The sequence below is a fragment of the Pseudoduganella sp. RAF53_2 genome, from assembly GCF_052113985.1.
GTDB lineage: Bacteria > Pseudomonadota > Gammaproteobacteria > Burkholderiales > Burkholderiaceae_D > Rugamonas.
Map to the genome: position 1 here is coordinate 1 of NZ_JBFRDW010000067.1, position 14,326 is coordinate 14,326.

Annotated in this window: 11 protein-coding genes; 7 read left to right on the plus strand and 4 right to left on the minus strand. The window is 60.4% G+C overall.

What is annotated here, in order from left to right:
• Positions 1–315 precede the first annotated feature (315 nt).
• Entirely contained in the window at positions 316–2,040 is a 1,725-nt protein-coding gene (locus tag AB4Z11_RS06415) for a M4 family metallopeptidase (RefSeq protein ID WP_442023564.1), read from the plus strand.
• Between the two features lie 56 nt (positions 2,041–2,096).
• Here the strand turns inward: AB4Z11_RS06415 and AB4Z11_RS06420 are convergent, their stop codons facing one another.
• A complete protein-coding gene (locus tag AB4Z11_RS06420) occupies positions 2,097–2,642 on the minus strand; it encodes an acyloxyacyl hydrolase (protein WP_442023566.1) in 546 nt (181 codons plus the stop codon).
• Between the two features lie 156 nt (positions 2,643–2,798).
• On the opposite strand from AB4Z11_RS06420, the gene AB4Z11_RS06425 reads away from it, so the two are divergent.
• A complete protein-coding gene (locus AB4Z11_RS06425; protein ID WP_442023584.1) occupies positions 2,799–3,683 on the plus strand; it encodes an NAD(P)-dependent oxidoreductase in 885 nt (294 codons plus the stop codon).
• An 89-nt stretch (positions 3,684–3,772) separates the two neighbouring features.
• Here the strand turns inward: AB4Z11_RS06425 and AB4Z11_RS06430 are convergent, their stop codons facing one another.
• Positions 3,773–4,966 carry a M20 aminoacylase family protein gene (locus AB4Z11_RS06430; protein ID WP_442023568.1) on the minus strand — a complete coding sequence of 398 codons (1,194 nt, stop codon included), beginning with the start codon at positions 4,964–4,966 and terminating at the stop codon, positions 3,773–3,775.
• A gap of 94 nt (positions 4,967–5,060) precedes the next feature.
• On the opposite strand from AB4Z11_RS06430, the gene AB4Z11_RS06435 reads away from it, so the two are divergent.
• The 5 genes from AB4Z11_RS06435 (at position 5,061) to AB4Z11_RS06455 (ending at position 12,337) form a co-directional block, all read left to right on the plus strand.
• Entirely contained in the window at positions 5,061–7,139 is a 2,079-nt protein-coding gene (locus AB4Z11_RS06435; protein ID WP_442023570.1) for a molybdopterin-containing oxidoreductase family protein, read from the plus strand.
• Between the two features lie 9 nt (positions 7,140–7,148).
• Complete coding sequence (locus AB4Z11_RS06440; protein WP_442023572.1) at positions 7,149–8,279, plus strand: aminopeptidase; 1,131 nt, start codon at positions 7,149–7,151, stop codon at positions 8,277–8,279.
• Positions 8,280–8,484: 205 nt separating this feature from the next.
• Positions 8,485–10,182 carry a long-chain fatty acid--CoA ligase gene (locus AB4Z11_RS06445; protein WP_442023574.1) on the plus strand — a complete coding sequence of 566 codons (1,698 nt, stop codon included), beginning with the start codon at positions 8,485–8,487 and terminating at the stop codon, positions 10,180–10,182.
• Between the two features lie 38 nt (positions 10,183–10,220).
• Positions 10,221–11,891 (plus strand): long-chain-fatty-acid--CoA ligase, encoded by a 1,671-nt coding sequence (locus tag AB4Z11_RS06450; protein ID WP_442023576.1) that lies wholly within the window; start codon positions 10,221–10,223, stop codon positions 11,889–11,891.
• A gap of 71 nt (positions 11,892–11,962) precedes the next feature.
• Positions 11,963–12,337, plus strand: a complete 375-nt coding sequence (locus AB4Z11_RS06455) for a glycoside hydrolase family protein (RefSeq protein WP_442023578.1) — start codon at positions 11,963–11,965, stop codon at positions 12,335–12,337.
• A 155-nt stretch (positions 12,338–12,492) separates the two neighbouring features.
• On the opposite strand, the gene AB4Z11_RS06460 is transcribed toward AB4Z11_RS06455, so the two are convergent.
• Positions 12,493–14,073 (minus strand): alkaline phosphatase D family protein, encoded by a 1,581-nt coding sequence (locus tag AB4Z11_RS06460; protein WP_442023580.1) that lies wholly within the window; start codon positions 14,071–14,073, stop codon positions 12,493–12,495.
• Positions 14,073–14,326, minus strand: a 254-nt coding sequence (locus AB4Z11_RS06465) for an acyl-CoA thioesterase (protein WP_442023582.1), incomplete at its 5' end; no start/stop codon positions are given. The genes AB4Z11_RS06460 and AB4Z11_RS06465, both read right to left, overlap by 1 nt.

Genomic DNA, 14,326 nt, shown 5'->3' on the forward strand with positions numbered 1-14,326 from the left:
ACTTTGCGCCGATGATAGTGCTGCAACCAGTGTGAAAGTAGGTTATCGTCAGGCTAGTTATTGAAAAAGCCCACCAGGCGCAGACGCCGGTGGGCTTTTTTGCTTTCTGAACCCAGGACCTGAACCAGGTGGCTGCCACGATGTGGCAGCCACCCGCTTTTGCGCCGTGGGTTACAAATGTCCTATTTGAGACAAGTGTCATCAAACTGTCTCAATTCCCAGAATTTTTGACTTCGCTTCTCCCCACCCGCTAACGTGTGCCGCACGAGATGGCATAAGCCTCCGCACATCACAACGGGACATAATGGAGAACGCATGAAAATTCGCAAGACTCTGATCGCCACCGCTATCGCTCTGGCTGCAGGCCAGGTTGGCGCCGCCAGCACGATGGCATCCCCGGTTGCTTTTTCCGCGCAGGAGAAAGCCCGCCTGATTTCCGCCTTGAACAGCGAACGCGGTAAGCACGGCCTCGACGCCGACTTCGGTTTCGCCATCGCCAGCCAGCATCCCGGTGCGAAAGGGCAGGCAATCAGCCGCCTCAATCACACTTATAAAGGCATTCGCATCTTCGAATCCGAATCGGTCGTGGTGACGGACGCCGACGGCAATATCGTCAGCGAATCGATCGGCGAGCGCCGCAAAGGCCTGGCCGGCAAGCGCATGAACCTGAAGCCTGCAATTAACGAAAAGGGCGCGATCGATGTCGTGATGAAAACCGTGCCGACCGGTAGCGGCCATATCGATCCACCGTTCGCCGAACTGGTGATCTATCCGGTGGTGATGACCGAGCGCGTCGCCGGCGCCGAGAAGAAGGCGGAGAGCGAACTGAATGCGATGGATCTGCAGGACGTGGTGTCCGGCTACAAGCTGGCCTATTTCGTGAAGACCCGTATGGTGAACGGCAATAACGCCGTCTTCCACAACACCATCGTCGACGCGCAGGATGGCTCCATCATCGAGCAGTGGAATATGGTGCAGAACGTTGTGGGTACTGGCCACAGCCAGTACAACGGCGATGTGCCGGTCAACACCACGCTGAATGGCAGCACCTATTCGATGATCGACGGCACGCGCGGCACTGGCGGCACTTTCGGTGCGATGGCGATCACCAATGCGAATCACACCACCAGCGCCGGTTCGGTGTACACCAACAGCACGAATGTCTGGGGCGACGGCAAGCAGTACATCTCCGGCGGCAGCACTACTAATGCCAACGGCCAGACCGCGGCAGTCAATGCGCTGTGGGGTTTGATGAATACCTACGACATGCTGAAGAACGTGATGGGCTGGCAGTCCCTGGACGGCAATAACACCGCCACCTACATCGCCGCTCACGTCAACACGGCATACGACAACGCCTACTACTCCGACACCTGCCGCTGCATGTACATCGGTGATGGCGGCACGTCCTTCAACAGCCTCGGTTCGATCGATGTGATCGGTCACGAAATGGGGCATGGCGTTACCGCTGCAACGTCCAATCTGACCTACAAAGGCGAGTCGGGCGGTCTGAATGAATCCGCATCGGACATCAACGGCGAAGCAGTGGAAGCCTATGCGCGCAACGGCGGCACCGGCACCGTGCTGCCTGTGCCGAGTGCAAACGACTGGATGATGGGCAAGGAGATTTCGAAGAACGGCCAGCCGCTGCGCTGGATGTGGAAGCCCAGCAAAGACGGTTCAAGCCCGGATGCGTGGAGCACATCCATCAAACGTCTTGATGTGCACTACAGCTCCGGTCCGAACAACCGCATGTTCTACTTCCTGGCCATGGGGTCAAGTTCCGTCAGCACCAGCGAATACTATTCGAAGTACCTGACGCAGGCACCGAAGGCGATGACCGGCATCGGCATCGACAAGGCTTACCGCATCTGGTTCAAGGCCAATACGACCAAGTTCACTTCGTCCACCAACTATGCGGACGCGCGCAACAAGGTGCTGGCGGCAGCGCAGGAACTGTACGGCGTGAACAGCGCGGAAGCGAAGGCTGTGCAGCGTGCTTACGCTGCGATCAATGTGGGCACCGACATCGCGGAATAAGCGCCGCATCCACGAAAAAAAACCGCTGGTTTGCCAGCGGTTTTTTCATTTGAAGATCAGAACTTGTAGGCGACGCGGACGGAGACCACATTGACGCCGCTGTTCGGCTCTTTTATACCGCCGTTGGAATAGTGCTGATACTTCGCGCCTACTTCCCAATTCTTGTCGAAGGTGTAGCCTACACCCAGGTGATCGCCGAACTCGAATGCGGTGGACAGGCGGTCGCCGTCGTTATTGTAGGTCTTCGACAGCAGGTGAGCGCCGATGCCGATCTCCGCGAAGAAGCCGGTCTTGTCGATGCTCTGGTAGCGAAGCACTGGGGTGAAGCCGATATCGGCGATGCGCTGCTTTGCGCCCGGAATGTCGTTGTACTGGCTGCCTTCCCAGTAGCCCAGTGACGCATCCCAGTAACCGGTGAGGTGGCGGCCATTCGACTCGAACCAGCTCCAGTTGGACGGCCAGTCCTTGGTAACGCCAATATGGCCCATTTTGACTTTCGCGCCGCCGGAGTATTCGGCGTACACACCGTCCACCAGATTGTCGGAAGCGAAGGCTGGTGACAGGGCCAGCGTAGCGGCAGCGGCCGCGATCAGTTTTTTCATTAGCTATTCTCTCGTGTTTTTGCTGCTGTATGCGCAGTTGCTACGGCAATGTCCCAAATTGTAGCGAGGTTCAGGAATCGCTGCTGATAACTGCTCAGTTGTTAAAATTAGCGCAATATTGTTTAAAGGGGGATTAAAGTGACCCTTCCTACACGGATTTCTTTTCTTGGCATTGGCCTGATGGGCGAGCCCATGGTACGCCGATTGCTGGCCGCAGGTTTTCCGTTACGTGCGTGGAATCGCACGCCCGGCAAAGCGGAGGCGCTGGAAGAGGCGGGTGCGCTGGCCGCGTTGACGCTGGCCGATGCGATGTCCGATGCGCAGGTCGTGATCTCGATGCTGTCTGACGGTCCGGCAGTGGGGCAGGCGATTGATGCCTGCCTGCCGTCGATGGCGCGCGGTACGCTGTGGATCGATATGAGCTCGACGCGGCAGGACGAGGCGCAGGCCTTTCACGCGAAGCTCACCGCGCATGGCTGCCGTTTTATCGATGCGCCGGTGTCCGGCGGCGTTGGCGGTGCGCAGCAAGGCACGCTGGCCATCATGGCGGGTGGCAGCGCTGCGGATTTCGCAGAGGCGCAGCCGGTGTTTGCAGCGATGGGGCGGGCGACGCTGGTTGGCCCGGCTGGCGCGGGACAGGTGGCTAAACTGTGCAATCAGCTGATCGTTGGTGGCACCATCAATATCGTGGCGGAGGCCTTATTGCTGGCGCAAGCGGCGGGCGCTGATCCAGCGGCAGTGCGCGCGGCGATACGCGGCGGCTTCGCGGAGAGCCGCGTGCTGGAGGTGCATGGACAGCGCATGCTGGAGCGGAATTTCCTGCCGGGCGGGCAGGTGCTGACGCAGCTGAAGGATCAGCACAACGTGCTCGCGGCGGCTGCAGCTGTGGGCATTGCGCTGCCGGTCACCAGCCTGGTGACGCAGCGTTATGAGTCGATCAAGGATGTGTATCCGCAGGCCGATCATTCGGCCGCCTTGCTGGCGTTGGAGCAGTTGAATCCAGGCCAGCACGTTGGCGCCGGGCCGGATAAGTTGCCGTAAGCCGCCAGCAGCGGCGGGTCGAATGACCCGCCCTACGTGGTGCGCCGGGCGCGTGCCGCTGGCGTAGGGCGGATCATTGATCCGCCATCTCAGCGCAGTGGCAGCGCCGCTTCGGCCAGGTGCACCCAGTAGCTGGCGCCGATTGGCAGCAGCTTGTCGTTGAAGTCGTAGCTGGCGTTGTGCAGCACGCAGGGACCAAGTCCGTGACCGCCGTCGCGATGATCGCCTTCGCCGTTGCCGATGAAGAGATAGCAGCCCGGTTTCTCCTGCAGGAAGAAGGCAAAGTCCTCGGCGCCCATGGTGGGTTCGACCTTATCGTCCACCTTGTCCGCGCCCACCATCGCCTTCGCGACTTCCACCGCAAACGCAGTCTCCTTCGCATGGTTCACCAGCGGCGGGTAGTTGCGTTTGAAGACAAAGTCCACTTGCGCATCGAAGGCCGTGCCGATGTTTTCCGCCAACGCCTGCATGCGCTTCTCGATCATGTCCAGCACTTCGGTGGTGAAGGTGCGCACGGTGCCGACCAGCTGCGCTTCATCAGGAATCACATTGGTCGCGCTGCCGGAGTGGATCTGAGTGATCGAGATGACCGCTGTATCCAAAGGGCTCTTGTTGCGCGTGATGATGGTCTGCCAGGCCTGAGCGATATTCACCGCGACCATGATCGGGTCAATGCCCTTGTGCGGCTGGGCCGCGTGGGCGCCTTTGCCGCGTACGGTCACGTGGAATTCGTTGGATGAAGCCATCATCGGACCTTCGCACACGCTCAGCGTGCCCGCAGCTGCGCCGGGCCAGTTGTGCATGCCGTAGATTGCGTCCATCGGGCAGCGCTCGAACAGGCCGTCTTCCATCATCTTGCGCGCGCCGGCGCCGCCTTCTTCGGCAGGCTGGAACACGAGATAGACGGTGCCATCGAAGTTGCGGTGCCTGGCCAGGTGATGCGCTGCACCGAGCAGCATGGCGGTGTGGCCGTCATGGCCGCAAGCGTGCATCTTGCCCGCGTGCTGCGACGCGTGCGGGAAGGTGTTGATCTCCTGCATAGGCAGGGCGTCCATATCGGCGCGCAGGCCGATGGCGCGTTCGGATGTGCCGTTCTTGATGATGCCGACCACACCGGTCTGGCCCATGCCGCGGATGACGGGGATGCCCCACTCAGTCAGCTTGGCAGCGACAACATCGGACGTTCTCTTTTCTTCGTAGCAGAGTTCCGGGTGCGCATGCAGATCGCGTCGGATCTGCTGCAACTCGGATTGAAACGCAATAATCGGATCGATCAGGTTCATTCTGGTGCCTCCATGGGGCCATTGTAGCCTCTGGGTGTCAGTTGGCGGAATGGTTTACGATAACGTTTTCTGCACCCGCTTCCCCGGAATTCTGATGACAAGCACACAAGTTGTTCGTGCCACCTGCCCGCACGATTGCCCCGACACCTGCGCACTCCTGGTTACCGTCGAAAACGGCGTGGCTACCGAAGTGAAAGGCGACCCGGACCATCCCACCACAGCCGGCGTGCTGTGCACCAAGGTGGCCCGCTACACCGAGCGCACGTATTCGCCGGACCGCCTGCTGCATCCGATGCGCCGCGTGGGAAAGAAAGGCGAGGGCAAATTCGAGCGCATCAGCTGGGATGAGGCGCTGGACGAAATCGCGGCGCGTCTGAAACCCCTGGCTGAGAATGAGCCGGAATCCATCGTGCCTTACAGCTATGCGGGCACCATGGGACTGGTGCAGGGCGAGTCCATGTCTTCCCGTTTCTTCAACAAGGTTGGCGCCTCGCTGCTGGATCGCACGATTTGCGCGACGGCAGGCGCCACGGGCTACAAGTACACCATTGGCGCGTCCATCGGCACGGATCTGGAGCAGTTCCAGAATGCGAAGCTGATTCTGATCTGGGGCGGCAATCCGATCGCATCCAACCTGCACTTCTGGACCCGAGCCCAGGAAGCCAAACGCCACGGCGCGAAGCTGATTGCCATCGACCCCTATCGCTCGCTGACGGCCGAGAAATGCCATCAGCACATCGCTCTGCTGCCCGGCACGGATTCCGCACTGGCTCTTGGTCTGATGCATGTGCTGATTGCCGAAGATTTGCTGGATCACGACTATATCGCGCAGTACACCGTCGGCTTTGAACAGCTGAAGGAACGGGCGGCGGAATGGACGCCGGAGCGCACCGCTGCCACCTGCGGCATTACGGTAGAAGAAGTAGTGGAGCTGGCGCGCGAATATGGCCGTACTGCCAAGGCGGGCGAGCCGGTGGCGATCCGCATGAATTATGGCGTGCAGCGCGTGCATGGCGGCGGCATGTCGGTGCGAAATATCGCCTGCCTGCCGGCGCTGGTCGGCGCCTGGCGTCACGCAGCAGGCGGCGTGCAGTTGTCGACCAGCGGTATCTTCCCGAAAAACCTGCCGGCCCTGCAGCGTACGGATTTGCTGAAGAAGCAGCCGCGCACTATCAATATGGTGACCATCGGCGACGACCTGCTGCGTCCTGCCTCGCCGGAATTCGGCCCGCAGATCAAGGCGCTGATCGTCTACAACTCCAATCCCGTGGCGGTGGCGCCGGATTCGCCGAAAGTGGCGGCCGGTTTCGCGCGGGAAGATCTGTTCACCGTGGTGCTGGAACACTTCCAGACCGACACCGCCGACTACGCCGACATCGTGCTGCCTGCGACGACCCAGCTGGAGCACGTAGACATTCACAACGCTTATGGCCACCTCTACATGATGGCTAATAATGCAGCGGTGGCGCCGATGGGCGAGTCCAAGCCGAACACCGAAATCTTCCGTCTGATCGCGGCGCGCATGGGCTTTGATGATCCGTGTTTCAAGGACAGCGATGACCAGCTGGCATCGATCGCTTTCCGCAAGAACGATGCGCGCGCGGTGCACTTTGACTGGGAGTCACTCAAGCAAAAGGGTTGGCAGAAACTGGCGGTACCAGATGCGCCCTTTGCGTATGGCAATTTCCCCACACCATCAGGAAAATGCGAGTTCTACTCGGAAAGCATGCTGCGCGATGGTCTGGACCCGTTGCCGGCCTATATTCCGAACTACGAATCGCATGCATCCAGCCCGGAACTGGCGGCAAAATACCCGCTTCAGATGATATCTCCGCCAGCCCGTAACTTCCTGAACTCGACCTTTGTCAACGTGCAAAGTCTGCGTGCAACGGAGGGCGAGCCGCACCTCGATATCCACCCTGACGATGCGGCAACACGTGGCATCAATCCCGGCGATCCGGTGCGCATCTTCAACGATCGTGGCTCCTTCGTGTGCAAGGCGCGCGTGACGGCCAAGGCCCGAAAAGGCCTGGTTGTGGGCCTCTCGATCTGGTGGAAGAAGCTGGCCAGGGATGGCAAGAACGCCAACGAGGTCACCAGCCAACGGCTGACTGACATGGGTCGCGCGCCCACGTTTTACGATACACTGGTCCAAGTGGAGAAAGCTGCTTGAGACTGATGTATGCGCACAATTGCACGCCTGAAAATACGCGCCAGATATCTGGTGACGGGGGGCGTGTGTGCCCTGGCGCTGGTGGGTTGTGCGCAGTTCAAGTATTACTTCCAGGCGGCGCAAGGCCAGTATTCGCTCTGGTCTGACGCCCGCTCCATCGACGACTGGCTGGGCGACCCGGCCACCGAGCCGAAGCTCCGGGCGCGGCTGGAAAAGGCCCGTCTGATACGCCATTTTGCAGTCAAGGAACTGCACCTGCCGGACAACGACAGCTACAAGAATTACGCCTCCCTGAAGCGGCAGTATGTGCTGTGGAATGTGGTCGCCACCCCGGAGCTGTCCTTGCGTCCCATTCAGTGGTGCTTCCCCATTGCCGGTTGCGTAAGCTACCGCGGCTATTACGATAAGGCGGATGCCGAATCCTACGCGGACGAGTTGCGCAAGGAACGCAATGACGTTTCGGTGGGCGGCGTGCCGGCCTACTCGACTCTGGGCTGGTTCAGCGATCCGCTACTGTCCACCTTCATCAACTATTCCGACGCTGAACTGGCGCGCATGGTGTTCCACGAACTGGCGCACCAGATCGTCTACATTCAGGGCGATTCCAAATTCAACGAAGCCTTCGCTACTGCGGTGGAAGAGGCCGGTGTGCAGCGCTGGCTGGACATCTACGGCAACGACGCCATGCGCGAAGCCTATGCCCGCTACAGCGCGCGGCGCCAGGACTTTCTGGCCCTGCTGGTCAGGCACCGCCAGATGCTGGCCGATAACTACGCCAGCAAATCCACGGTGAAGCACAAGCGCGAGGAAAAGGCGCGGATCTTTGCTTCGCTGCAAGACGAGTACAAGGTTCTGAAGGCAAACTGGGGTGGCTACAACGGCTACGACCGCTTCTTCGCAGAACCGCTCAATAATGCGCAATTGGCATCTGTTGCCACCTATAATGACTTGCTGCCCGGCTTCCGTGCGCTGCTTGCAAAAGAGAAAGACTTTCCGCACTTCTATGCTGCGGTGCGCAATATGAGCAATCTGCCGTCGGTTGAACGGAATGACAGACTGCAACAACTGGCGCAATCCGCGGCACATGGCGCCGAAACGACAACTGCCGCTGCGCAAAAGGAACCTAGCGGCTTGAACTGACGCTGCGCTGCAGCAGAAAGGCCGCTAGAGGACCGACACCAAATCCAACAAATCACTTGCCGAATGGCCTGCACGCACGATAGCATYTACGTTGCAGATATAGAACGGGCGTTCTTTTTTCTGACGAAGACCCGCCTGCCGCCCGGCCCTGTGCAGCCGCGCGACCCAAATACATAACGATAATTACCGAGACAAAGAGGCACAGATGGACAAAATTTGGCTGAAGTCGTACCCCCCAGGTGTTCCGTCAGAGATTGACCCCACTCAGTACCGTTCGCTGGTTCATCTGCTGGAAGAGTCCTTCCAAAAATATGCGGCACGAAATGCTTTCGTCTGCATGGACAAGTTCATCACCTACGCACAGCTGGACGACTATTCGCGCCGCCTCGGCGCCTTCCTGCAAAGCCGCGGCATGAAGAAGGGCGCGCGTGTCGCCATCATGATGCCGAACGTGCTGCAATACCCGATCGCGATTGCCGCCATCCTGCGCGCCGGCTACACGGTCGTGAACGTGAATCCGCTATACACCCCGCGCGAGCTGGAACACCAGCTGAACGACTCCGGGGCGGAAGCCATCATCATCCTGGAAAACTTCGGCCATACCCTGGAGCAGGTGCTCACCCGCACTTCGGTCAAGCACATCATCGTCGCCAGCATGGGCGAGATGCTGGGCGGCCTGAAAGGCATGATCGTCAACTTCGTGGTGCGCAGCGTGAAGAAGATGGTGCCCGCTTTTTCCCTGCCGAACGCGATGCGCTTCAAGGATGCGATGCGCCATGGCGGCGGCATGAAGCTGACGCCGGTCGAGCTGCGCCACGAAGATGTGGCCTTCCTGCAGTACACCGGCGGCACAACCGGCGTCTCCAAAGGCGCTACGCTGACCCACCGCAATATCATCGCCAACCTGCTGCAGACCGAAGCCTGGGGGCAGCCCGGCCTGAAGCGCCCGCCAGTGGTGGAGTCGATGACCATTGTCTGCGCACTGCCGCTGTACCACATCTTCGCGCTGACGGCCTGCGCGATGTGGGGCATCCGCATTGGTGCACTGAATGTGCTGATCCCGAATCCGCGCGATATCGGTGGCTTCATCAAGGAGCTGGCGAAGTACGAATTCAATATGCTGCCGGCCGTGAACACGCTGTACAACGCGCTGCTGAATCACCCCGACTTCAAGATGCTGGACTTCTCGCATATGAAGATGGCGAATGGCGGCGGCATGGCGGTGCAGCAGTCGGTGTCCGACAAATGGCTGGCCAYGACCGGCGGCGCGATTATCGAAGGCTATGGCCTGTCCGAAACCTCGCCGGTGGCGACCTGCAATCCGGCCGACAGCACGGCCTTCTCCGGCACCATTGGCCTGCCGGTGCCATCGACTGATATCGCCATCCTGGACGATGCGGGCCAGCCGGTGCCGCTCGGCCAGCCTGGCGAGATCGCGATTCGCGGTCCGCAGGTGATGGCGGGCTACTGGAACCGTCCGGACGAAACCGCGCGCGTGATGACGCCTGATGGCTTCTTCAAGTCCGGCGATGTGGGCGTGATGGACGAACGCGGCTACGTGAAAATCGTCGACCGCAAGAAGGACATGATCCTGGTCTCCGGCTTCAATGTGTATCCGAATGAAGTGGAAGGCGTGGTGGCCAGCCATCCGGGCGTGCTGGAATGCGCCTGCGTCGGCGTGCCGGACGACTACTCGGGCGAAGCGGTCAAGCTGTTCGTGGTGCGCAAGGACCCGGACTTGTCCGTCGATACCCTGATGGCCTTCTGCAAAGAGAACCTGACCGGCTACAAGRAACCGAAATACATCGAGTTCCGCGAGGAGCTCCCTAAAACGAACGTCGGCAAGATCCTGCGCCGCGCTCTGCGTGACGAGGCTCCGGCCGACAACAAGAAGGCTGCATAAAGCGCGGCCCTAGTCATGAACGAAAGATGAGGCATTGAATGGAAAAAATCTGGTTGAAGTCCTACCCCGAAGGCATGCCGACGGAGATCGACCCGTCGCAGTACCGCTCCATCACGCATTTGATGGAAGAGGCCTTCCAGAAGTACGCCGACCGCAATGCCTACGTCTGCATGGACAAGTTCATGACTTACGCCCAGCTGGACCAGATGTCCCGCCAGTTCGGCGCATGGCTGCAGTCGAAAGGACTGAAGCCGGGCGCCCGCGTGGCGATCATGCTGCCGAACGTGCTGCAGTATCCGGTGGCGATGGCGGGCATTCTGCGTGCAGGTTACACGGTGGTGAACGTCAATCCGCTGTATACACCGCGTGAACTGCAGCACCAGATCAACGACTCCGGCGCTGAAGCCATCCTGGTACTGGAAAACTTCGCTACCACCGTGCAGCAGGTGCTGGGTGCGACGCCGCTCAAGCACGTGATCGTGGCCAGCATGGGTGAGCTGCTGGGTGCCGTGAAGGGCACCATCGTCAATTTCGTCGTGCGCAATGTGAAGAAGCTGGTGCCGGCTTATTCGCTGCCGACCGCAGTGACTTTCAAACAGGTGCTGTCCGAAGGTTCGCGCATGACGCTGAAGCCGGCCGAGATCAAGCCTGACGATATCGCCTTCCTGCAGTACACCGGCGGCACGACCGGCGTTTCCAAGGGCGCCGTTCTGCTGCACCGTAACGTTGTGGCGAACGTGCTGCAGAACGAAGCCTGGCTGAATATGAAGAGCGACGGCGAACAGATGGTGTTCGTGGCTGCGCTGCCGCTGTACCACATCTACTCGCTGACCATCAGCGCCTTCATGGGCATGCGCACCGGCGGCCTGAATGTGCTGATTCCGAACCCGCGCGATATTCCGGGCTTCGTGAAGGAGCTGTCCAAGTACCGCGTTGTTGTTTTCCCGGCAGTGAACACTTTATACAACGCTTTGCTGAATAATCCCGACTTCGCAAAACTGGATTTCTCCAGCTACAAGATCGCCAACGGCGGCGGCATGGCCGTGCAGCAGTCGGTAGCGGATCGCTGGCTGAAAGTAACTGGCACGCCAATTATCGAGGGCTACGGCCTGTCGGAAACTTCGCCTGTCGCCACTGCGAACCGCGTCGATATCAAGGAGTTTACGGGTACTATTGGTTTGCCGATCCCCTCGACTGAAGTGACGATTCTGGATGATGAAGGTAATGAAGTAGCCCTTGGTACTGCTGGCGAAATCGCGATTCGCGGTCCGCAGGTGATGGCCGGCTACTGGAACCGTCCGGAAGAAACCGCAAAATCGATGACACCTGATGGCTTCTTTAAGACAGGTGACGTTGGCATCATGGACGAAAATGGCTACACTCGTATCGTAGACCGCAAGAAGGACATGATCCTGGTTTCCGGCTTCAACGTTTATCCTAACGAGATTGAAGGCGTGGTGGCGGCGCATCCTGGTGTGCTGGAAGTGGCGTGCGTCGGCGTGCCGGACCAGCATTCGGGAGAAGCCGTCAAGCTGTTCGTGGTGCGGAAAGATCCAAACCTAACAGCTGAAGCACTGATGGAGTTCTGCAAGCACGAACTGACCGCTTACAAGAAACCGAAGTACATCGAGTTCCGCGACGAGCTGCCGAAAACGAACGTCGGCAAGATCCTCCGTCGCCAGCTGCGCGACGAAAAGAAGGCTGCCTGATTTAACACAAATCCGGCCTTCGGCGCAGAAGTACAGTTTGATGATTAACCGTACACTAGCCGGAGGCCGAAATGGCATTCGCCAACCCGAACCATCTGCTGCATCTGAGCCCCGAAGGCCGCCGCCGATTGCGCGAGCTTGAGGGCGCTCACGACGACATCGACTCCTCCTTCAGTGAATCCATCCGCGTGGTGGAACGCGCCGTGCAGCGCCAGATCAGTCATCAGCACCTGACGCAGGAACAGTTCGACGCGCTGGTCAGCTTTACTTTCAATACCGGCGCCAGCGGCGCGATGCTGGTGCTGCGCCGGGTGGACGCAGGCGACTTCGACGGCGCTGCCGATGCGATGGAGCGCAGCATCCACGCCCACGTGGACGGCAAAGTGGTGCGCGTGTCCAGTCTGGCCGAACGCCGGCGCGAGGAAAGCGCGCCATTGCGAAGCTGATGGCGCGGCGCGCCCGGTTGGGCGTGCCGCTGCACCTCAGCTAGACGGTGGCAGGACCGGCTACTCCTGACCTGCGAATTGCTTACGATGGTTTCATCGTACACATTGCGTGTGCCCTTCAACAGATCCAATTCCCTGGAAAACAGGGACCCACTTTACTGAGCAATCAATCCGGGCTGTCCGTCGCGGACGGTAAAGGATGCGAGCGTGGCTACGTTGCTGGCCTTGTCGCGTACATCGTCCAGCGCCTGGAACTGGACTGTGCAGCGCTCAGGACGAATGTCGAACAGCATGAAACCGCGCCGGTCGCTGCGGCCGAACTTCAGCGCCGGGTTCATGGCGACATACTGTGCGGTGCGCTCCTGAGGGCGAGAACTGGACGTGATCGACGTACCGCAGAATTCGGTCGCCACCAGGCGGTTGCCGTCGCCACGCGGGCGTGTCGCATCGCGCGCCAGTTCAGCGGCATAGAAAGTGTGTACGTCGCCGGACAGCACCAGCGGATTGCTTGCACGGCTGGATTCCAGCGCATCCAGCAAACGCGCACGGCCGGCCGCGTAACCATCCCAGCCATCAGTCCAGAAGCGTCCATCACCGTCGCTATGGATTGGCACTTGCGAAGACTGCGCCATCAGCGTTTGCTGCGCGAGGATATTCCACTGCGCGCGTGAGCTTTGCAGTCCTTCTGCCAGCCATGCTTCCTGCTGCATGCCCAGCATGGTACGGCGCGGATCGGCCAGCGCGGCGCAGGCGCGCCGATACACGGAAGACGAGCCGCCGCGTCCCTGTGGCTGGCAGGCATGCACGGAACGGTACTGGCGCGTATCGAGCACGTGGAAGCGCGCCAGTCTCCCCCAATCGTAGCGCTGGTACATGCGCACTTCGCCCAGGCCGGGCGTAAAGTTCAGGCGCACCGGCTGATGTTCGTAGTAGGCTTGATAGGCTGCGGCGCGGCGCTGCGGGAAATTTGGCGACAGCAGTTCGTCGTGCAACGGATCGTAGTCGTTGGAGACTTCGTGATCGTCCCAGGTCACGATCCACGGCGCTGCCTGGTGCGCAGCCTGAAGATCGGGATCGGACTTGTACTGCGCATAGCGGGTGCGGTACTCGGCCAAAGTGAAGCTTTCATCGCGGCGCACGGCGTGCGCGGGATGTTCCAGGCTGTAGTGTCCCCATTCGTAAATGTAATCGCCGAGGAAAGCCACCAGATCCGGCGCAGCCGCTGCAATATGGCGATGGGCGGCGTAGAAGCCGAAATCCCAGTGCTGGCAGGAGGCCGCAGCCAGCTTCAATTGCATCGGCTGCTCGCCTGCGGCGGGCGCGGTGCGCGTGCGCCCGACCGGGCTGACCGCGTCGCCCAGCATGAAGCGGTACCAGTACCAGCGTCCGGCGCGCAGACCACGCACGTCGACGTGCACACTATGCGCCAGTTCCGGCGCGGCGGTAGCTGTGCCGCGCGCGGCGATGTTGCGGAAGGCTTCGTCCTCCGCCACTTCCCAGCGCACGGCCATGGCAAGGGACGGAGTGCCCGCCGCGTTCAATGGGTCATGCAGGATGCGGGTCCAGAGGATGACGGAATCGGGCAGTGGCGAGCCGGAAGCGACGCCGAGGGAGAAGGGATAAGCGCCGTTGCCATGGCGCGCAGCCTGGGTAGGGAAGGCGCCGGCTTGCGCCATCGCGGCAAGCGCCGCGAGCCGGGCGCCGCGCAACAGCAGTTGTCGGCGCCCCTGATCCATCAATGTTCGAGCAGGCTTTCGATCGGCGGTACCTGGCGCGGTTTGCGGTCCGGGCCGGTGGCCACATAGGTCAGAATGGCTTCCGTGACCTTCACCGTCACGGCTTGCAGGCGGTTGCGCTCCGCGTAGACTTCCACCTTCACAGTGATCGAAGTGTTGCCGACTTTGACGATGTCGGCGTAGAAGGACAGCAGATCGCCCACAAACACGGGCTGCTTGAACAGGAATGAATTCACCGCCACCGTTGCTACGC